Genomic DNA, 19,418 nt, shown 5'->3' on the forward strand with positions numbered 1-19,418 from the left:
GTTACAAAAAAGATTATCCCCTGACAATAATGGGTTCTTTTTGATATTTTTGAAAATTAGGAAAGGTAAATGAGTTCTACAGAGCAAGCATTAAAAGTATTAAAACTATTTTTAACAGAAATGAAGAAATGGGAAGATTACTGGTTTGAGTTTAGATGTGCGAATTTAGGAGTTAATTTAAATTATAGAAAAGAGCTAAAACAAGAAATTGATGCCATTTATGAAAAATATGTAACGGTTAGAGAAAGAAAACTAGGAAAGCAGGTTGCTTTATCTACGCAGTATCCATCAACATTTACTCCTGATGGTGAAATCATTAGTTGTGAATTAAGTGCTAATAATAAAAAAATAGTAATTGAGGTTCATAAAAAATTTGATACGGGAGTTGTATACGAATATCGATATACGTTAATTTTTAAAAATAAGGAATGGCGAGTTGACAAACGTGAGGTGCTTGAATATGACGGTAGATGGTGTAAGAGTAGTTTATAAATGATATGGAAGAGCGCGTCGCTGCTCTTCCCGTGCCTGAGTATTAATACACCATTAACTAAATCATATTACACGAAAAAATTGTGTTGATGTATTAAGGATAACTTAATTAAATAACCTTATCAGCTGATAATTAATTCTGCATTGTAATTTGTTACTATCAAGTATTCACATTAATGATAATTTATCCAACAAGACCCGATAGGTTTAATTGGGGATTAATCTTTACCAATATGCGCCGAATACACTCTCTTGGATTGACCCGTGGGGGTTAATAAGTTGTCGCCTAAAATACATGGGAAAGACTCCTGGTAAAAAGAGTAAAACAGGCCGAGAAGTTATAAGAAGTTATAGATCGATTGCGTGAGAAAGATCTTGTTCGTGGTTTCGACGATGAGATGGTGTTTAAAAGTCCAACTGATGGTAAATGGTATAAACTTGAAGAAGCAGATATGGCTCATATAACTGATGCGGTTGTATGGTGGAATCAAAAAGGTAGATTTTACGGGGCTAAATTTAAGGAAGTTAGAGAGTTTATGAGAAGCGCAGAAAACTAAGTATTGGGACATTATTCGCATAACCGTTCTCAAGGGGCGAAATTAGGAGTTACATATCAGCTCCCTGTGAAATTTTATCAGGTCACCGATAAAACCAGAAAATTATGATTAAAGGAGGATAAGCATGAAAATACTTACTGATAATAAACTTGAGAAAGAAATAATATTTATAATAGAAAGTGGCAATTTAGATCGTATAAAAAAGATTATTCTAGTGCTTTAAATAAATATAATCAAGCTTGGAAATTAATTCCTGAACCAAAGTTAGACTGGGAAATGGCTCGTTGGATTTGCTCATGTATATATAGCGTTTATTTTCATATGACAGATTTTTCCAATGCTAAAAATTGGGCAGAAATATCACTACTGACAAGCGGATCTGATATTGATGTAGAACCAGCGATTAATCTGGGAATGGTGTGCTATGAATTAGGTCAATACGACGAATCATACAAATATTTTGGTGAGGCATATAATTTAGGTCAAGCTCGAGCATTTAAAGAAATACCTAAAAAATATTTGGACTTTTATTTAAATAAGAAAAAGATAAAAAATAACTGACAAACTGGAACGACCATTATCCAATGGTTACCACTACGATTATGATGGTTTTGGTCGACTGATTAAACGGCAACGACCGGCTGAAAATATCACGCAGTGGTTCAGTTATAACCATGAACATCAACTTATAGAAGCGAGGGTTGAGAGTTTACAACACCGCTCAATCACCCGATACCAATATGATGCGCTGGGTCGACGAATTAATAAGACGACGGAGCATTATGATAAATACAGTCAGCGGTATAGCACAACAGGCACCGATTTTAGTTGGCAGGGGATGCGGTTAAGTGGTGAGGCCAATGCGCAACAACATATATTAGTATTACTAATGACATAGAAAGAAGAGTCGATGAACATAGAAAAACTAGAAGATTAGATCCAAGATCGGAAATGGTATCTATAGAGGAAAACTTGACATATGGAAAAGTGAGAGGTGTGGAACAACATAATATAGAAAAATATAAAACTCGAACGGGAAAGATAGGTGAAGCGGTATCTTCAATAAATCAAGGTAATAAATATAACTTTTTTGATCACAATCGAATTGACTCTAAGGCAGCTGTGTTTAAAGATAATTACAATAACAGAATAAAAAGGGACAGTTAATGAATAATTTTAAATTTTGGGGGTGGGATAAAAAGCCTCGGACAATGTTACGTTTTATAAAACCAGGTGATATATTTTGCGTCAAACTGAATGATAAAAAATATATTTTCGGCAGAATTATTTCAAGAGTATTTGTTGGTCGTGTTGCCGAGATTTTTAACTATGTATCATCAACGCCGGAAATAGAGGTCGAATACATTGATTCATCTAAGAGAATGTTTGCACCCATAGTATTAGATAGTTATACACTATTTGATCGAAAGTTTGAAAAAGAAGCGGATTGGCGGATTATAGGACATCAGAATGATTATATACCTACAAATGTAGATGATGTCTATTTTACCTTCGGTGAAGGAGCATATTGTAAAAAGGTTGATATTTGGGATAATAAAACCCTTATATCAGAAAGCGAGGCTAAAAAATTACCTGAATTAACTGCTATGCGTAATTATGGTGTGAAGCAGCTACTAAAAGAATATATAAAGCTTGAATAGTCAAATATCAAGTGTTCAAACTGATTTAAGGAGATATGTGTTTAAAGGGAATGACAATAGCAGAATAAAAAGGGACTGTTAATGAATGATTTTAAATTTTGGGGCTGGGATAAAAAGCCTCGGACAATGTTACGTTTCATAAAACCAGGTGATATATTTTGCGTCAAACTGAATGATAAAAAATATATTTTCGGCAGAATTATTTCAAAATTATTTTTTGGTCGTGTTGCTGAGATTTTTAACTATGTATCATCAACGCCGGAAATAGAGGTCGAATACATTGATTCATCTAAGAGAATGTTTGCACCAATAGTATTAGATAGTTATACGCTATTTGATCGGAAAACCGAAAAAGAAGGAGATTGGCGGATTATAGGACATCAGAATGATTATATACCTACAAATGTAGATGATGTCTATTTTACCTTCGGTGAAGGAGCATATTGTAAAAAGATTGATATTTGGGATAATGACACCCTTATATCAGAAAGCGAGGCTGAAAAATTACCCAAATTATCTCCTCTGCGCGATTCTGGTATGAAGCTACTACTAAAAAAATATATAAAGCTTGAATAGTCAAATATCAAGTGTTCGAACTGATTTAAGGAGATATGTGTTTAAAGGGAATGACAATAATAGAATAAAAAGGGACTGTTAATGAATGATTTTAAATTTTGGGGATGGGATAAAAAGCCTCGGACAATGTTACGTTTCATAAAACCAGGTGATATATTTTGCGTCAAACTGAATGATAAAAAATATATTTTCGGCAGAATTATTTCAAAAATATTTTTTGGTCGTGTTGCCGAGATTTTTAACTATGTATCATCAACGCCCGAAATAGAGGTCGAATACATTGATTCATCCAAAAGAATGTTTGCACCAATAGTATTAGATAGTTATACGCTATTTGATCGGAAGTTTGAAAAAGAAGCAGATTGGCGGATTATAGGACATCAGAATGATTATATACCTACAGATGTAGATGATGTTTATTTTACCTTCGGTGAAGGAGCATATTGTAAAAAGGTTGATATTTGGGATAATAAAACCCTTATATCAGAAAGCGAGGCTAAAAAATTACCCAAATTAGCTCCTCAGTGTGATTTTGATGTGAAGCAGCTACTAAAAGAATATATAAAGCTTGAATAGCAAAAAATGCGACCAAGTTATCGTGATCATACAACCGAACGAGATGCAGTAAGAAATACAATGGACAGTAACCTAACTAAATATGCTTTTGATCCCGAGTAATATTTATATTTTAATGAATAAGAAATAGATATGATCTCAAATCCTTATTTACCCCCTGAAGACAATAGAACTAAAAAAACGATAATCCAACAAATCAGAAAATTTGCAAGTAGGTTTAAATTCGATCACTCAGCTATTTGGAGTTGGCACAATAATGGTTCTGATGAAGTTAATTGTCATACCTTTCTATTTTTATTGTTAGGTGAGCTTAAAGTAGCCGATCCGATTATTGCAAAAAAAGAGGATTATCATTTTATAGCCTATTTTTATCATCTCAAAGAAGACTCTAAGATTGCTAATCAAAAACGTATACAGTCATTAACTGATTTACAAGAATTATCATCACGACTTCCTCCTAAAATATTAATTAATGATAATCGCTAGATTAAGGGTGGCTTATGAAAATTGCATTTTTAAAAAAAATACACTTGTTTATTCTAATAAGTTTATTTTATTCAATTTTTGGAATGGCTATCAACAAAGATACTTTAACCGATGATATCATCATCGATCAATTAAAAATACAAGGCATTAAACCGCATGTCACTTATATTCACTCTGGAGACATCTACAGTAAATATAAGAATTTTCCAACAAAACCATTTTTAACATTATCTGAGGCTGAAAAAAAATCTCCCAATGATTCAAATAATATCATTCAATTTATTGAGCTAGATGATAATTATCAATATAAACATATTGTTGAGAAGGAAAGAGATCTAATTGATATATTGTTTCCCATTGCCTTATTTGACGATTATTCAGATGGTGAGCATTTCTTTACTCTTGATGAAAAATACCAACTCCATCATTTAAATTCAGTTGAAGAAGCTTGGAAACAAGACTGCTATCTCAAAATAGTGATTGTAAAAGGGAAAGTTGTCAAAATGCAAAAACGCCCCTTAACATATATTACCAAAACAGTATTTTCATATTGGTCAAATGGTAATAAACAACAAGAAATCAGTGAAAAGCTAGATTTGAATAATAATGTGCTTGTTCATGATGAAATTGAATATGATCAAACAGGACAAAGAATAAAATTATTAGAAGATAACTTTATAACCAACTATAAAGTGGTTATGACTTACTTATATACGCAAGACGTTTATGCATTAATGGATATTTTTAATGAGAAAGGGATTAAGGTTAATCATACAATTTTTTATGATGAATTAGGTAATGTGGAAAGCCAATATTTAGATGAGTCTGGACAAATTATACATACCAGCAATTTTGAGCCAAACTTATCAACAGATGCATATTTACCACAATCTGCGATTTATCAATCTATTCCGATGGATCTTTTACGAGTACATCAATCCCATGTAGGCAAACTGATTGAACAAATGGCATCTAAGGACAATTATACCTTAGCTGACCAAGAAGCTGTCAGACGAGCAAAATTTCTAGGTATACAATCAAATAGTACTTATTATCATTCAACCCCCTTCCCACAATGGGGAAAAGATCGTTATAAAAATTATCCTCACCAATTAACTATGACATTAGCTCAAGCTGAATATCAACACCCCAAAGAACAATATGTTGACTTAGTCAAAGTAACAGTCGGTGACAATTATCAATATCAAACCATTTCCAGAGAAAAATGGCTACAAGTCCCGTTATCAATACCACACGAACAATTTAAACCATTAGAAAATGGCACCTATTTTTTTACTCTAGATAAGCAAGGTCAATTAATACCATTAGATGATATTGAACAGGCAATTATATTGCCTAGCTACGTGCGAGTCGAAAAAGTAATGGGAAAAATTGCTTCAATACTTCAAAAAACACGAATCCAAAAAACGCAACAGGTTTATGAATACAACAAAAATAACCAAATGCACAAAGAGATTTTAACGGTGCTAGAAAGTCCTAGCATGCCATTAATAACCGTTGAAACAATCTATGATGATATTGGTGTTTTTGTCGTATCACAAACGATCAAAGATAGTCAAAACAAACGAATCGCTGTTTTTTCAAAATTTAATGATAATAATATTTATGGCGTGATTGAGCGATTTAATCGGGAAGAGGAGAAAACGAATCATATTACTATTTATCGTAATACCCTTATTGAAAATCGTCATTTAGACAAAACGGGGAATACGCTATTGATTACAGATGATTTGACTAATGAAAATGATCCACAACCTTATGATGAATTACCACTTTATTCGGATAAATTGATTCAGCAAATATTCAAACAATCTTTAGATAAATTCAAAACAAATCAAGTAAATTAGACTTTTAAAATCAATTACTAAATAAATTGTAAAATGTGTAAGAGATATTAAAAAATGAATACTCAATCCGTTAAACAGTCTGATAATTGGCAAGAAAGTATAGCTCTAACCGTATCTAAAGGGGGCCAGTTATGAACAAAAAATAGTAACTGGTGTTAAAGAATTAACCCGAATCAGGATATGTCGACTACCGATTTTAATACTTGGCGGTCGTGTTGCAGTGGATACTAAATCACCATCAGGTCATTACTGGATCGAAATTATCAACGATTTAAGCAAAATGGACGGTAGTGAACTGTTTATTGAAAGTTATGGCTGGTATCCTCAAGAGCCAGTAACCTTTTCAAACTCTTTTACTGTAATTGGATGCCTGAATAGTGATTACGTTTATTTTCGAGATATGGATGATAAGGAAAATGAAGATATTTCAAATGAAGTCGGTAGCGTTATAATCAAAGAAGAAGAAAAAATGATCTTATCTGTTTGAGTATTTTGTAGATAAATATATTTTGTATAATCCTCATTTTACTAAATTCTTTTCATCTGCTTTCATTCACAAAGACAAGTATCGTTATGTTCCAACTGATGGAGCAATTATACTCCAAATAGAAAATGATGAAGAAATCAGAAAACAAGCGGATAAGATTTATAAAAGAATGAAATGTGTTAAAGATAGTGCTGAGAAATTTACTAAAAAATAATAGATAAGGATGATAACAATGAAAAAAAAAGTGACATTAACCTTAATGGTGATGACATTGTTAATATATTTATTAGGAGCTATGATGACAGGTTTAATTAATCCATTTGATGTTGCTAAATGTATTGAAATTCGCATCATGGGTATTAAACCTCATGTTCCCTATTATGGTTCCACCAAAACTATTTTCAATCATTACCGAATTCCTAATAACTATCCTGATTTTTCACCAATTACTCTTGAACAGGCAGAAAATGCACCTTATCGGGTTAATAATCCGTTCAGTACAAGACTTAAAATTAATGAAGTCGGTGACAATTATCAATTTAAAATACGTTGGAGTTATGTACGTAAACCTCAATATATTTTACTTAATAATCAACAACAAGCCTGTTTAAAAGAATTGGAAAATGGTTCACATTTTTTTATTTTAAATGACGATTTACAATTGCAACCTATTACCATTGAAAACGCGATTACCTTACCTAATTATATAAAAGTAACAAAAGAGATGGATAAAATTGTAGCGATTGAAAAAAAACCCTTACTTTCCATCAGCAAATGGGAATATGAATACTGGCCACACAGTGCTAAGCTCCATTATTTACGATATTTTAATTATGCTATTGATAAGAAAACCATATTGCAATCTTTAAATGTGGAATATGACGAAGAGGGTCAGTCATTAATATCTGTAACTAAAAACCAAAATAATAAACCGATAAGTATAAGAAAATCCTATCCCAAAGGAAATGAATATTTTTCTGAAACCACATTATTTAATGAACAAGGTGACAAAACTGAGATCTTTTATACTCCCAGTGTTGGTAATAGTAAAATTGTTCACCTTGATAAAGAAGGAAATATAATTGAAGTTACATATGGTCGTGTTCCATCCCATAGAATTGCTAATTTTGAAGAAGAGGAACGTTATAAAAATCTTGAAATTGACACCAGTAAAAAGTATATACTAGATAGAAATTAATTAAAATCAAAAAATAGTTTTCGAAACCATAGAAAGCCTAATACATATAATTGGGAAAAACATATTTAATAAAGGTCTATTGTGTTGGAGCAATCTTCTAATTAGAACGATGCAATAAACCGGACAATCAATAAAATGGGAAAAACCATATTCAATTTGTAAATACAGCGGTTATAGAATTAAAGCGAATTCGGTTCTGTTGACTTCCAATAGTTATTGGTCAAAACAATACTCACCATAGGCATTGAAATATACGAAAGGATATACTATTGAATCCAGACCTCCCTATGGTGCAACGCATAAAATTGAATATAACCAACAAACAATAGAATAAGCCACTAATGTTTAATATAGAATGAAAAAGTAAAAGATAATGCGCTAAGAGAAGTTGAAAGATTGAGATAAATCTTAGAAAAAATCAGACCTAATGCTCGTAATGCGTTTATTTGCTTCTATAAGTATTTAACTACCTCATGAAAACTAAGTTAAAAATGGAGCTCCTTTGTTGAAGAAGTGTATGCATTGGGTGATCACACTTACCAGCTACCAATTGCCTCACCATGATTGAGCGTGTGGTGGCCGTTGTCAAGAGTTTACATTTTTATATTTCAACATGTTGCGTTATTATACTCCTAACTGTGGACTATTTACGCTACAAGCCACCTAAATTCATTAACCTAGGTAGCTCCTCTGGATTTGTTTACAGTGTCAAACTAAACAGGTAAAAACCAACTAAATTAACTCACTTCCCTGAAAATAGGGAAAACCAGAGAAAATTGCCTGGTTTTTCAGTGTCTAATTAGTGAGAGAAATTAAATGAAAAATAAAGTGAATCATATTATTCAGTTAATAAAAAAGGGGTATAGACTGCCGCATGATATTGAAGTGGTAGCTTGCGAAATATATTATTCATCAGAATACAATGAGTTAATATGTAAAAATATAGTTAACGATTTTATCAATAGTGTGGTTACCTCTAAGTACAGTAATATTGTTGAAATTACTTATGACTATATGAGCAGATTAATTTACGCTGATGGAGAGTTACTCTATGAAGAGTTTTTAAAAGTTCTCCATTTATTTGACTCAATAAATATTTTCTTTTGTTTGGGGATTAATGAATCTCATGATGTGATAGAAAAGTCTGATGTGGATATGGTATTTTTCCTAAAAAAATATAAAAAATTGGGCTGGAACATTGCAACAAGTGATATCAAAAATAAACAATGGTGGCAGCGGGTTATTAATTTAAAAGACACAACTAAATAAAACCGGAAAGATCTCTTCCGATTATTTTTTTATCTGCTATCAAATAGGAAAGAGGATGGGAAATGAAATTCCCCAAGGCATATTGAATAAAAAATAAGGAATAGAGAATGAAAAACATGAAAGATTATCTAATAGAGATATTTAATGAATACAAAAGCAAATATTTCGAGTTGAAAATTTGGTTGAATGATAATGCTGTCAGCCAATCATGGGGGATGGGAGTATTGTCAGCTTACTCGTTAGAACCATATCGTTGTGAATTATTGGGGTATAAACCTGGAAGGATGCTTAAGAAAAAGGACTGCTCTCCAGCAGCTCATAGACAAAGATATTTTATGGATATTAATAATAATATTATTGGAGTGGTAAGATACGCTAAATTCGTAGATGTGCATAAAGAATGGATTGTATACAGGGAATTTTACTTTAGAAAAGACAATGAGGTAATTGGATTATTATTTGGAAGTACTGGCGAGAATGATGATGATGCCAATCTAAATCATGTGATTTTAGTGAAATTAGATGGCGATATAATAACTGATTCTTATACTTACTCAGATGATAATAGGTTTTCAGCAAGGAGATATCTTTACAAAGATAATGTTATCACGAACATAGAAGAACGTCTGTGGTTGGGTACATATATTGAACGCTATTATAATATAGAAACTGAACCAACGCTAAAAATCACTGAAAATACGTCGAAAGGTCTTATTCAGATATATCCAAGTAATTGATTTTATCTGAAAGAAATCGGAAGATCACCTTTTGCTCCTTCCGGTTTTATTTGCTGCTATCATGACGCAAGACCTGTCTCAGCCAATGCGTTATGGATCTTGTTCACTGCGTATTTAATCTCATAAGCTTTATCATCACTGCCCCATAGGCACGCAGTTCAGACCAGCTTAAGCACATAATCATTGGTTAGGAAGGAAAATGGAATGAAATTCCCCAAGGCATAGTGAATGAAAAATAAGGAATAGAGAATGAAAAACGTAAAAGATTATCTAATAGACATATTTAATGAATACAAAAGCAAATATCCAGAGTTGAAAATTTGGTTAAGCGATAATGCTGTCAGCCAATCATGGGGAATGGGAATAATGCCAGCTTACTCTTTAGAACCATATAGCTGTGAATTACTGGGGTCTAAATCTGGAAGGATGCTTAAAAAAAAGGACTGCTCTCCAGCAGTTAATAGACATAAATATTTTATGGATATTAATAATAATATTATTGGAATAGTAATATACGCTAAATTCGTAGATGTGCATAAAGAATGGATTGTATACAGGGAATTTTATTTTAGAAAAGACAACGAGGTAATTGGATTAATATTTGGAAGTACTGGCGAGAATGATGATGATGCCAATCTAAATAGGGTGATTTTAGTGAAATTAGATGGCGATATAATAACTGATTCTTATACTTACTCAGATGATAATAACTTTTCAGCAAGGAGATATCTTTACAAAGATAATGTTATCACGAACATAGAACAACGTATGTGGTTGGGTACATATATTGAACGCTATTATAATATAGAAACTGAACCAACGCTAAAAATCACTGAAAATACACCGGAAGGTCTTGTTCAAATATATCCAGAGTAATTAATTTTATCGGGAAAATGACAGAAAAAACGATAGTATCTAATAAGGAACCAAATTCAAATCATGCTACTGATGTTCATATTCCAATAAAGCCAATTAGCTCTCCTTATGACTGATGAAATTAAGATGCATACCGATATTTATCAACGTTTTGCTTTGATAAAGCAGTCAGTACATTGAAGAATTTTAGATGATGAGTTAGTTGGTAAATATGAGATATTTGATACAACTAGTTTATTATTAAGTAATAACCCTAGTTATGAGTTGATCAGTTATTTAGAAAAAAATTACTATTTTATAAAAATCAAGATTTGAAAAAGGATCTTTACGAACTAATTAATATGATTAAAATGCATCTTTAAAAAGGAAAACTGGAACGGCCATTATCCAATGGTTACCACTACGATTATGATGATTCATTTGACGAATTATTTACTAAGATAGAACAGGCATTGAAACTTAAGCTATCCTATAAAGATGATAAGGGGTGTTTTGAAAATCATATAAAGGGGATCTTAAGTAATAATGCTATACAATGGAAACAATTAGTTTGGGCACCTAGTAAATTGCCTGACTGAATTATGGTTGCCATATAAATAAAATAGCCGAGTAACAAATTAACTTTTTCCGTCTTTTTATTGTTTAATTGTTAAATCCCCTTTTATTTACACAATTTGTTTTAGATTAAAGCTAATTTGTGAGCCCTTACCTTGTTCAGTAACAAATACCCCGACAGCACTAATCAATTGTTCATTATAGTAAATTAATGGAATACGAGTACGCTGCCAAGGGGGAATATGGTGTTCTTGCCACAATTTTTTTATCGATCGTGATCCTTTGCGCTGCACAATTTGAAATTGACCTTGGGCATGAAAACGCACCGAAACGGTTTCCTCTTTTTGTGGTAAACGACAAGTTAACTTGGTTTGATAATTGGACTGTAATATGCCTAAATTATCCGGCAAGCTTAGCGAAGTATTTAGATCCCAAGGCAAGATTTGCTGTTCAATATCTTGATATAGAGGCAATAAATAAAGTTGGTTTTGATAGCGGCGAATCTGTCGATTATGCAAAATAAATTGTGGATTAGCATCTTCTTTCGCTTGAATAACGGTTTGCCAAATTAGTGAGAGTTGCTTTTGACTTGGCATGCCGATATGTTGTTCTTTAAACCACATCCGCAATATTGCATTACGTTTATAATCTGAATAATCACGTAGTGGTTGGATATTAAGTTGTTTGGCATTGCCAATAATTTGCTTAAACTCTGACGATAAAAGCTCATGGATTAATGCTTCTTGCTGTTGACATAACTCGGCACTACGCGCCACCATTTGCGAGAAATGTGGCCAACGCTGATTAAGCGTTGGCAGTACCTTTAAACGTAAAAAATTACGATCGTAATGATCATCTTGATTACTTTCATCTTCTATCCAAGTTAATTGGTGCTGATTGGCATACTGTTCAATCTCTTGACGAGAAATCGTGAGTAGCGGCCGAAGATGTTGACCATTTTCAAGTGGCATAGCGGATAAGCCAGCAGGACCACTACCACGCTTTAACGCTAAGAAGAACGTTTCACATTGATCGTCAAGGTGCTGAGCAGTACATAACAACTCATCACTTTTTAAATGTCGATAAATAGCTTGATAGCGAGCTTCTCTGGCTTGTTCTTCAATATTGCCCGCCGCTCTATCAAGTTTGACTTTTTCAATAATCAAAGGAATTTGCCAAATATTGCATTGTTGCTGGCAATGTTCAGCCCAACTATCAGCGTTTTTGCTTAAACCATGGTGAATATAAATGGCTCTAAGTTGTAAATTTTGTGACTTTTGTCTCAAGTTGACTAATGCTTGCAGTAAAACAGTCGAATCGACACCACCACTAAAAGCAACCAGTAGCGATTGTCGACCGTTTAGATGTTGTAAGATTGTTTGTTCAATAATACTTTTAGTCTTAGCTTGATTTTGATGACTCATCGGTTATCCATTTATACTAAACTTTGTAATGCATTAACTTTGTTTTTATGTAATTTAATTCTATCTAAGCCAGCAGCAAGATCGGCGATTAAATCATCAGGATCTTCAAGACCAATATGTAATCGAATTAATGTACCAGTGAAATCAATGCCCGATACCGGACGTATTTTTGCTAGATCTTCAGGTTGGTTGGCTAAAATTAATGATTCAAATCCACCCCATGAATACGCCATAGAAAAGTGAGTCATATTATCCAAGAAATCAGATAGTTGCACATCGCTTAAATGATCTTTAAGTACAAACGAGAATAGACCACTAGCACCACTAAAATCACGTTTAAAAAACTCATGTCCCTTACAACTTGCCAAAGCCGGATGATTAACAGTTGCCACTTTAGGATGATTAGCTAACCAGTTTGCCACTTTTAAGCTACTTTCGTGATGTTGTTTTAATCTAACCGCTAAGGTTCGTAATCCTCGTGCTGCCATATAAGCGGTATCGGCATCACACATTTGTCCCATTAGATAAGAACGTTCACGTAATTGATCCCAACAACGTTGATTAGCAACAGCAGTTCCTAACATGGCATCGGAGTGGCCGATTAAGTACTTAGTACCTGCTTGAATGGAGATATCAACATCGTGATCTAATGCTTTGAATAAAACGCCAGCACTCCAAGTGTTGTCCATCATAATGACAATTTCCGGATTTACCTTGCGAATTGCTTTAACAATTGCTGGTACATCATGCAGTTCCATCGTGATTGAGCTTGGTGATTCAAGAAATACCACTTTGGTATTTGGTTTAATATGATTCGTGATATAACGACCAATTAGCGGAGAAAAATAATCGGTTTCCACACCAAAATCTTTGAGTATATGTTCACAAAATTCTTGCGTTGGTTCGTAACTGGCTTCTGATACCAGAATATGATCACCGGTTTTTACAAAAGCTAAAATGGCATTTGCAATGGCGGCCGCACCGCAAGGATAGAGATAACAACCAGCACCACCTTCAATTTCCACCATGGCATCTTGCAGGGCAAAATGAGTTAATGTGCCGCGACGACCGTAAAATAGTGCTCCTTTAGTGCGATTTTCCATCGCTTCTTTTTTGGCCTCAATTGAATCAAAAACCAGCGATGATGCTCGCTGAATAACTGAATTAACTGCACCTTGGGTATAGCGTTTTTTTCGACCAGCATGAACTAATTTTGTTTGTAATGACATGATGTATCCTTAGTGATCTAATAATTTCGATAACAGTTAGCATAGCATGCTGTTAAAATAGTAAAAAATAATTTTTATTCAAACTGGCTTATACAACATGTTAATTGTCCAACTTGCCCATTTAGATACGGTTGAAGTGAACTATTCGCTATTATCACCACAGGTTATTGATGATGCTGAATTATTAAAGGGTACACGTAAAAAACAGTTTTTAGTTTGCCGTTCAATGTTAGCGAGTTTGCTTAAACAGTATTGTCAAATTGATACTTTACCGAGCATGATAGTTGGCGATAATGGTCGACCGCGTTTTTTAGATAATCATTTTCCTGATTTTAATATTAGTCATAGCCAAGATTGGATGGCGGTTGCAATATCGCTAAATGGTCAAGTCGGCCTTGATATTGAAGTTGCTCGACAGCGTAAAAATTATTTGAATGTCGCTGAAAGTATATTTGCTAATGATGAATATCAATGGATGTTAAAACAACGTGATACTTTAACCGCCTTTTGGCAACTTTGGACATTAAAAGAGTCAGCTCTTAAATTATATGCCAAAGGCGTTTGGCAAATGAAATCGGTAAAAGTTGATGTTGCAAACCAGTTGATTAGTGCGCCATTTGGACAAGATTTTTATTATCAATATCAGCAAGTGGCATCGGTTCATCTTGCTGTTAATCAGAATAAACCAATCAAAAAATTTATCCTGCAAACTTAATCTATTAATAATCTGCTACTAATGTGGTAGCAGATTAATATCATCAATTTACTCTTCGCTTGAGGTCGTTAGGCCTGATTCACTTAATGTTTTATTGAAGTCTTTATCCATAAAGAATAAATCACGTTTGTTTTCACCAACTAATTCGAGTTTATCAACAATGCTCTTGAACAGTTTTTCTTCCTCATGTTGTTCAGCTACATACCATTGTAAAAAGTTGAAGGTTGAAAAATCTTTTTGGGTTAAAGCATAGTCAACAAGTTCATTAATTTCTTTGGTAATTTTAAGTTCATGTTGATATGCCGCTTTAAACACATCAAGTAGTGATTTATATTCTGATTCTGGCGCTGCAATTTTGCCAATAAGCGCTAACGAACCGCAATCTAACACATAATCAAATAAGCGTTCCATATGTTGCCGCTCTTCTCCGGCATGATCTCTTAAAAATTTTCCGAAAGATGGAAAATTTTGATCATCACACCATGCGCTCATTTGTAGGTAAAGGTTAGAAGAGTAGAATTCTAGATTTAATTGGTCATTAAGTTTTTTGACCATTTGGTTGGTTAACATTTTATTTGCCTCACATTGTTATTTTATTGTTTTCACTTCTCTGTCTTTAAAGATAATCTGATTATAATAAGAGCACGGAGATGACCCATCCCCTTAGGTTATTTATATCAGATAAATATCTTGAAGAATTTTCCTGTTTTTATCATCCAATTGATACTCTTTAGTTAACCAATCGTCGATGGTGGTATAGCGTTTTTTGATTTCATCAAGAGCTGCGGTTAAAAACTCTTGTTTAGCCGCAAAAATGATTTTCTGTTTCTCAAACTCTTCAGCCGATAATTTACTTTCATTTTGGCTGAGTATGGCTTGACGATAATCATTTAAATGGCGTTCGGTAAGTAAGTAATCTTGCATAACTACGTCTTCACTTACCCCCAATGCAAATAGGGTTAAAGCTACGCCAACACCAGTTCTATCTTTACCAACTGCACAATGTTGCACTAAGGGTTTTCCATTAGCGCTAAGTAGTAGTGATGTTAACTTTTTATAAGCAAGATTATTAAAAGGTAATAATTGATAAAGTTTAATCATAAAATCAAACGGTGAATATTTTTTCATAACGAAAATATCATCACTGGTTAGGCTTGCTGTAATTTCATCACTTAATGGGTTTGCTGGCACATTAATATATTGACTGTTATTCCAAAGATTATCGGGATGACGATCAATTTCATGTTGATCACGATAATCTAATACATAATGCAAATTAAGCTCATCAGATAAAAAGTTTTTTTCACTATCATTAAGACGTGAAAATTCACCTGAACGATACAACATTCCTGTTCGAATTTGGCGACCATCACTGGTCTTAATGCCACCTAAGTCACGAAAATTGATGCCATTTTGGATTGGTACAACTGATGTCATTATAGGTCCTTATTTACGCTTAACTTTGCTTGCTATCTTAACATGTTTCTGATTAGAATTGATTTATCGTTTTTGCATTTTTATTGCTTGAGGAATTTATTATGTCGAGTTTATCTATATTACTTTCGGAAAAACCTGCACCATCAAAGTGGGGAAAAGAGGCGTTACTTAGTTTTTCAGATGATGCTGTTACCATTCATTATCAACCGGATCATCGACATGGCGCCATTCAGCGAGCAGCAAGAAAATTAGATAATCAAGGTATTAAGTCGGTTAAACTTAGTGGTGATAATTGGGATCTAGAATCGTGTTGGCATTTTTGGCTCGGTTATCGTAATGCCAAAAATAATAATAAAGTGAGTTGGGCAAAACTTAATAGCCAAGATAAACAAGAACTAAAATATCGCTTAGCAATTATTGATTGGTGTCGAGATATTGTTAATCAACAAGCAGAAACATTAAGTCCTCTAGAATTGGCCACGCAAAGTGCAAACTTAATCAGCAATTATTCCTCAGATATTACCTATAACATCATTTCCGGCGAAGCATTAAAAGAACAGGATTATATGGGAATTTATACGGTTGGCAAAGGATCTGATCGGCCGGCAGCGTTACTTGAGCTTGATTATAATCCGACTAACAACCCCAAAGCGCCAATTGTCGCTTGTTTAGTCGGTAAAGGTATCACTTTTGATTCTGGTGGTTATAGCTTAAAGCCAAGCAGTTTTATGGAATCAATGCGATCGGATATGGGGGGCGCGGCATTAGTAACTGGTGCTCTGGCACTTGCTATTGCCCGAGGAGTCAAACATCGTATTAAACTTTACCTATGTTGCGCTGATAATTTGGTGAGTGGTAAGGCATTTAAACTGGGTGATATTATCCGATATCGTAATGGTAAAACAGTTGAAGTGGATAATACCGATGCGGAAGGACGATTAGTTTTAGCTGACGGGTTAATTAGTGCGGACAGTGATAAGCCTCACTATATTATTGATTGCGCAACCCTTACTGGAGCAGCAAAAATTGCAGTAGGTAACGATTATCAATCATTACTCTCATTTGATGACAAATTTGCTAATCAATTATTGGCAAGTAGCCAAGCGGAACATGAAGCTTTTTGGCGATTACCATTAGCTGATTTTCATCGTAGCCAATTTCCATCATCGTTTGCGGATATAGCCAATTCAGGATTACCCAATACCGCTGGTGCCAGCACTGCCGCGGCATTTTTATCTCATTTTATTAAAAATTATAAACAAAATTGGCTACACATTGACTGTTCAGCGACATTCCGCAAAAGTGCCACCGCTTTATGGGCAACTGGTGCAACAGGTATCGGGGTAAGAACTCTGGCTAATTTGTTAACTATATTAAAATGATTAGTAATGATTTTATGATGCATTAAATAGAATTTTAAAAAAGTTTATAAATATATAAGGAATATCATGAACATAAAAAAGTTACTATTAGTTATGCCCCTCTTGTTTTCTTTATGTTGTTTATGCGAGTGATTGCAAAACAGAAATTTGGCATAAAAATTATGAAAAGGGCTTTATTGCAATTGTATGTGCCCATGAAGCAGAACAAGGTCATTTTTGCGCACAATATAATTTAGCGCTTATATATGATTAAGGTGATGGTGTTGAGCAAAACAAATTATTAGCTAATGAGTATTTTAAACAGTCCTGTGAGCAGGGTTTTGAAAAAGCTTGTAATAAATTAAAAGAATAATTTTATGATTTAATAAAAAACACCTTAAATCATTAAGGTGGTAGCTTGAAGTGTTTAGTAATTCTAGAACAGCTTATTGTTTATCTTCAATCACTGTTGCTTTTTTATATAGATCGGTTTAACAAGGACATTTTGACGTGATGCCATATGTTTGGTGACTCGTTAACAATTTTATTAACGATGTCCATTCCTTTAAAGACTATACCAAAACAGTATAATCATATTGATCTGTTGATTGGTAATTAAGGAAATCAATAATAACGATTACTTTCGATATATATTGGCAAATAAAAAATAGTAGTGTCTACTTTAACATATATATTTAACATATATAGGAAATACCATGAAAAAACTAGTCTCTTTTGGGGTATCAATTCTCCGTTCTTTTTCAAATTATGCCAATCAATACAAAAAAATTTTTCAACAAAAAAATCATAACAAATCTGTATATTGGTATACAAAGGCAGCGAAACAAGGAGATATTAAAGCTCAAATTAATTTAGCGTATATGTATGATAAAGGTGAAGGTGTAAAACAAAATAAACGTAAAGCTCTTTTTTGGTATACAAAAGCTGCTGAAAAAGATCACTTTTTAGCACAATATAATTTAGCCGTTATGTATTGTGAAAGTGAAGGTATCAAACAAGGTAAACAGAAGGCGGTATATTGGTATACAAAAGCAGCGGAGCAAGGTTACGCCAACGCCCAATATAATTTAGCGTATATGTATGCTGAAGGTGAAGGTATCAAACAAGATAAGCAGAAGGCGGTATATTGGTATACAAAAGCAGCAGAGCAAGGTTATGTCTGTGCCCAATATAATTTAGCGCTTATGTATGAGAAAGGTAATGGCATAAAACAAGATAAAACAAAGGCTATATATTGGTATACAAAAGCTGCGGAACAAAATGATTCTAATGCACAATTTAATTTAGCGATTATCTATTTTAACATTGATGGCTTAGAACAGAATAAACAAAAAGCTTTCTTTTGGTATACAAAAGCCGCGGAGCAAGGTGACTCCAAAGCCCAATACAATTTAGCGCTTATGTATTGTAACGGTGAAGGTATAGAGCAAGATAAACAAAAGGCAGTTTATTGGTATACAAAAGCGGCAGAACAAAATGATGCTGAGGCTCAGAATAATTTAGCGATTATGTATTATTTCGGTGAAGGTATAGAGCAAGATAAGCTGAAAGCCTTCTTTTGGTATACAAAAGCAGCTGAGCAAGGTCATCCAAGAGGACAATATAATTTAGCGCTTATGTATTGTAACGGTGAAGGTATAGAGCAAGATAAACTTAAAGCCTTCTTTTGGTTTACAAAAGCAGCCGAGCAAGGTCATCTAAGAGCACAATATAATTTAGCGCTTATGTATAAGTATGGTGATGGCATAAAGCAAAATAAATTTTTAGCTAAAAAGTATTTTCAATTGGCTTGTGATCAGGGATTTGAAATGGCTTGTGATGAATTAAGAAAATAATCCTATGATTTAATGAAAAATAGTTTAAATCACTAAGGTGGTTTATTTGAAGTATTGA

At 33.4% G+C, this 19,418-nt stretch carries 21 protein-coding genes; 17 read left to right on the forward strand and 4 right to left on the reverse strand.

What is annotated here, in order from left to right; all coding sequences use genetic code 11:
- The first annotated feature begins 69 nt into the window (after positions 1–69).
- From DKK70_RS00990 to DKK70_RS01070, 14 genes are all read left to right on the forward strand, one after another.
- Entirely contained in the window at positions 70–492 is a 423-nt protein-coding gene (locus tag DKK70_RS00990; RefSeq protein WP_110432369.1) for an NTF2 fold immunity protein, read from the forward strand.
- A 359-nt stretch (positions 493–851) separates the two neighbouring features.
- Entirely contained in the window at positions 852–1,049 is a 198-nt protein-coding gene (locus DKK70_RS01000) for a hypothetical protein (RefSeq protein WP_219999641.1), read from the forward strand.
- A gap of 321 nt (positions 1,050–1,370) precedes the next feature.
- Positions 1,371–1,610, forward strand: a complete 240-nt coding sequence (locus tag DKK70_RS16920; RefSeq protein WP_219999642.1) for a tetratricopeptide repeat protein — start codon at positions 1,371–1,373, stop codon at positions 1,608–1,610.
- A 390-nt stretch (positions 1,611–2,000) separates the two neighbouring features.
- Entirely contained in the window at positions 2,001–2,216 is a 216-nt protein-coding gene (locus DKK70_RS01015) for a hypothetical protein (protein ID WP_110432370.1), read from the forward strand.
- Positions 2,216–2,710, forward strand: a complete 495-nt coding sequence (locus DKK70_RS01020) for an immunity 26/phosphotriesterase HocA family protein (protein ID WP_110432371.1) — start codon at positions 2,216–2,218, stop codon at positions 2,708–2,710. The genes DKK70_RS01015 and DKK70_RS01020 overlap by 1 nt, the downstream gene beginning before the upstream one ends.
- An 81-nt stretch (positions 2,711–2,791) precedes the next feature.
- Positions 2,792–3,286, forward strand: a complete 495-nt coding sequence (locus DKK70_RS01025; RefSeq protein WP_110432372.1) for an immunity 26/phosphotriesterase HocA family protein — start codon at positions 2,792–2,794, stop codon at positions 3,284–3,286.
- A gap of 81 nt (positions 3,287–3,367) precedes the next feature.
- Positions 3,368–3,862 (forward strand): immunity 26/phosphotriesterase HocA family protein, encoded by a 495-nt coding sequence (locus DKK70_RS01030; protein ID WP_110432373.1) that lies wholly within the window; start codon positions 3,368–3,370, stop codon positions 3,860–3,862.
- Between the two features lie 132 nt (positions 3,863–3,994).
- Positions 3,995–4,348: a hypothetical protein gene (locus DKK70_RS01035; protein WP_110432374.1), complete on the forward strand. Its 354-nt coding sequence runs from the start codon at positions 3,995–3,997 to the stop codon at positions 4,346–4,348.
- Between the two features lie 14 nt (positions 4,349–4,362).
- Entirely contained in the window at positions 4,363–6,216 is a 1,854-nt protein-coding gene (locus DKK70_RS01040; RefSeq protein ID WP_110432375.1) for a hypothetical protein, read from the forward strand.
- A gap of 220 nt (positions 6,217–6,436) precedes the next feature.
- Positions 6,437–6,703: a hypothetical protein gene (locus DKK70_RS01045; RefSeq protein ID WP_110432376.1), complete on the forward strand. Its 267-nt coding sequence runs from the start codon at positions 6,437–6,439 to the stop codon at positions 6,701–6,703.
- Between the two features lie 232 nt (positions 6,704–6,935).
- Positions 6,936–7,901, forward strand: coding sequence for a hypothetical protein (locus DKK70_RS01055; RefSeq protein ID WP_110432378.1), 966 nt, complete (start codon positions 6,936–6,938; stop codon positions 7,899–7,901).
- Positions 7,902–8,717: 816 nt separating this feature from the next.
- Complete coding sequence (locus DKK70_RS01060) at positions 8,718–9,170, forward strand: hypothetical protein (protein ID WP_110432379.1); 453 nt, start codon at positions 8,718–8,720, stop codon at positions 9,168–9,170.
- Between the two features lie 107 nt (positions 9,171–9,277).
- Complete coding sequence (locus tag DKK70_RS01065; protein ID WP_110432380.1) at positions 9,278–9,907, forward strand: hypothetical protein; 630 nt, start codon at positions 9,278–9,280, stop codon at positions 9,905–9,907.
- A gap of 249 nt (positions 9,908–10,156) precedes the next feature.
- Positions 10,157–10,783: a hypothetical protein gene (locus DKK70_RS01070; protein ID WP_110432381.1), complete on the forward strand. Its 627-nt coding sequence runs from the start codon at positions 10,157–10,159 to the stop codon at positions 10,781–10,783.
- 665 nt (positions 10,784–11,448) lie between these two features.
- Here DKK70_RS01070 and tilS read toward each other — a convergent pair.
- On the reverse strand, positions 11,449–12,762 hold the full coding sequence (gene tilS, locus DKK70_RS01080) for a tRNA lysidine(34) synthetase TilS (RefSeq protein WP_110432383.1): 1,314 nt from the start codon (positions 12,760–12,762) through the stop codon (positions 11,449–11,451).
- A gap of 11 nt (positions 12,763–12,773) precedes the next feature.
- A complete protein-coding gene (gene metC, locus DKK70_RS01085; protein WP_110432384.1) occupies positions 12,774–13,991 on the reverse strand; it encodes a cystathionine beta-lyase in 1,218 nt (405 codons plus the stop codon).
- Between the two features lie 97 nt (positions 13,992–14,088).
- On the opposite strand from metC, the gene DKK70_RS01090 reads away from it, so the two are divergent.
- Entirely contained in the window at positions 14,089–14,706 is a 618-nt protein-coding gene (locus DKK70_RS01090) for a 4'-phosphopantetheinyl transferase family protein (RefSeq protein WP_034884514.1), read from the forward strand.
- A gap of 48 nt (positions 14,707–14,754) precedes the next feature.
- Here the strand turns inward: DKK70_RS01090 and ftnA are convergent, their stop codons facing one another.
- Complete coding sequence (gene ftnA, locus DKK70_RS01095; RefSeq protein ID WP_034884515.1) at positions 14,755–15,276, reverse strand: non-heme ferritin; 522 nt, start codon at positions 15,274–15,276, stop codon at positions 14,755–14,757.
- A gap of 102 nt (positions 15,277–15,378) precedes the next feature.
- Positions 15,379–16,143 carry a tyrosine-protein phosphatase gene (locus DKK70_RS01100; protein WP_086353756.1) on the reverse strand — a complete coding sequence of 255 codons (765 nt, stop codon included), beginning with the start codon at positions 16,141–16,143 and terminating at the stop codon, positions 15,379–15,381.
- Positions 16,144–16,244: 101 nt separating this feature from the next.
- Between DKK70_RS01100 and pepB the strand changes: the two genes are divergently transcribed.
- On the forward strand, positions 16,245–17,525 hold the full coding sequence (gene pepB / locus DKK70_RS01105; RefSeq protein ID WP_034901472.1) for an aminopeptidase PepB: 1,281 nt from the start codon (positions 16,245–16,247) through the stop codon (positions 17,523–17,525).
- Positions 17,526–18,220: 695 nt separating this feature from the next.
- On the forward strand, positions 18,221–19,360 hold the full coding sequence (locus tag DKK70_RS01110) for an SEL1-like repeat protein (RefSeq protein ID WP_110432385.1): 1,140 nt from the start codon (positions 18,221–18,223) through the stop codon (positions 19,358–19,360).
- The last annotated feature ends 58 nt before the right edge of the window (positions 19,361–19,418 follow it).

Origin of the sequence: Gilliamella apicola, from assembly GCF_003202655.1 — a bacterium.
Classification (GTDB): domain Bacteria; phylum Pseudomonadota; class Gammaproteobacteria; order Enterobacterales; family Orbaceae; genus Gilliamella; species Gilliamella apicola_R.

Bases quoted from the DNA above. Each gene is read 5' to 3' on its own strand.
- DKK70_RS01110 (WP_110432385.1), top strand. From the start codon at position 18,221: ATGAAAAAACTAGTCTCTTTTGGGGTATCAATTCTCCGTTCTTTTTCA.
- DKK70_RS01030 (WP_110432373.1), top strand. From the start codon at position 3,368: ATGAATGATTTTAAATTTTGGGGATGGGATAAAAAGCCTCGGACAATG.
- DKK70_RS01090 (WP_034884514.1), top strand. From the start codon at position 14,089: ATGTTAATTGTCCAACTTGCCCATTTAGATACGGTTGAAGTGAACTAT.
- DKK70_RS00990 (WP_110432369.1), top strand. From the start codon at position 70: ATGAGTTCTACAGAGCAAGCATTAAAAGTATTAAAACTATTTTTAACA.
- DKK70_RS01035 (WP_110432374.1), top strand. From the start codon at position 3,995: ATGATCTCAAATCCTTATTTACCCCCTGAAGACAATAGAACTAAAAAA.
- DKK70_RS01100 (WP_086353756.1), bottom strand. From the start codon at position 16,143: ATGACATCAGTTGTACCAATCCAAAATGGCATCAATTTTCGTGACTTA.
- DKK70_RS01060 (WP_110432379.1), top strand. From the start codon at position 8,718: ATGAAAAATAAAGTGAATCATATTATTCAGTTAATAAAAAAGGGGTAT.
- DKK70_RS01065 (WP_110432380.1), top strand. From the start codon at position 9,278: ATGAAAAACATGAAAGATTATCTAATAGAGATATTTAATGAATACAAA.
- DKK70_RS01025 (WP_110432372.1), top strand. From the start codon at position 2,792: ATGAATGATTTTAAATTTTGGGGCTGGGATAAAAAGCCTCGGACAATG.
- tilS (WP_110432383.1), bottom strand. From the start codon at position 12,762: ATGAGTCATCAAAATCAAGCTAAGACTAAAAGTATTATTGAACAAACA.
- DKK70_RS01055 (WP_110432378.1), top strand. From the start codon at position 6,936: ATGAAAAAAAAAGTGACATTAACCTTAATGGTGATGACATTGTTAATA.
- metC (WP_110432384.1), bottom strand. From the start codon at position 13,991: ATGTCATTACAAACAAAATTAGTTCATGCTGGTCGAAAAAAACGCTAT.
- DKK70_RS16920 (WP_219999642.1), top strand. From the start codon at position 1,371: ATGACAGATTTTTCCAATGCTAAAAATTGGGCAGAAATATCACTACTG.
- DKK70_RS01020 (WP_110432371.1), top strand. From the start codon at position 2,216: ATGAATAATTTTAAATTTTGGGGGTGGGATAAAAAGCCTCGGACAATG.
- ftnA (WP_034884515.1), bottom strand. From the start codon at position 15,276: ATGTTAACCAACCAAATGGTCAAAAAACTTAATGACCAATTAAATCTA.
- DKK70_RS01040 (WP_110432375.1), top strand. From the start codon at position 4,363: ATGAAAATTGCATTTTTAAAAAAAATACACTTGTTTATTCTAATAAGT.
- DKK70_RS01015 (WP_110432370.1), top strand. From the start codon at position 2,001: ATGGTATCTATAGAGGAAAACTTGACATATGGAAAAGTGAGAGGTGTG.
- pepB (WP_034901472.1), top strand. From the start codon at position 16,245: ATGTCGAGTTTATCTATATTACTTTCGGAAAAACCTGCACCATCAAAG.
- DKK70_RS01070 (WP_110432381.1), top strand. From the start codon at position 10,157: ATGAAAAACGTAAAAGATTATCTAATAGACATATTTAATGAATACAAA.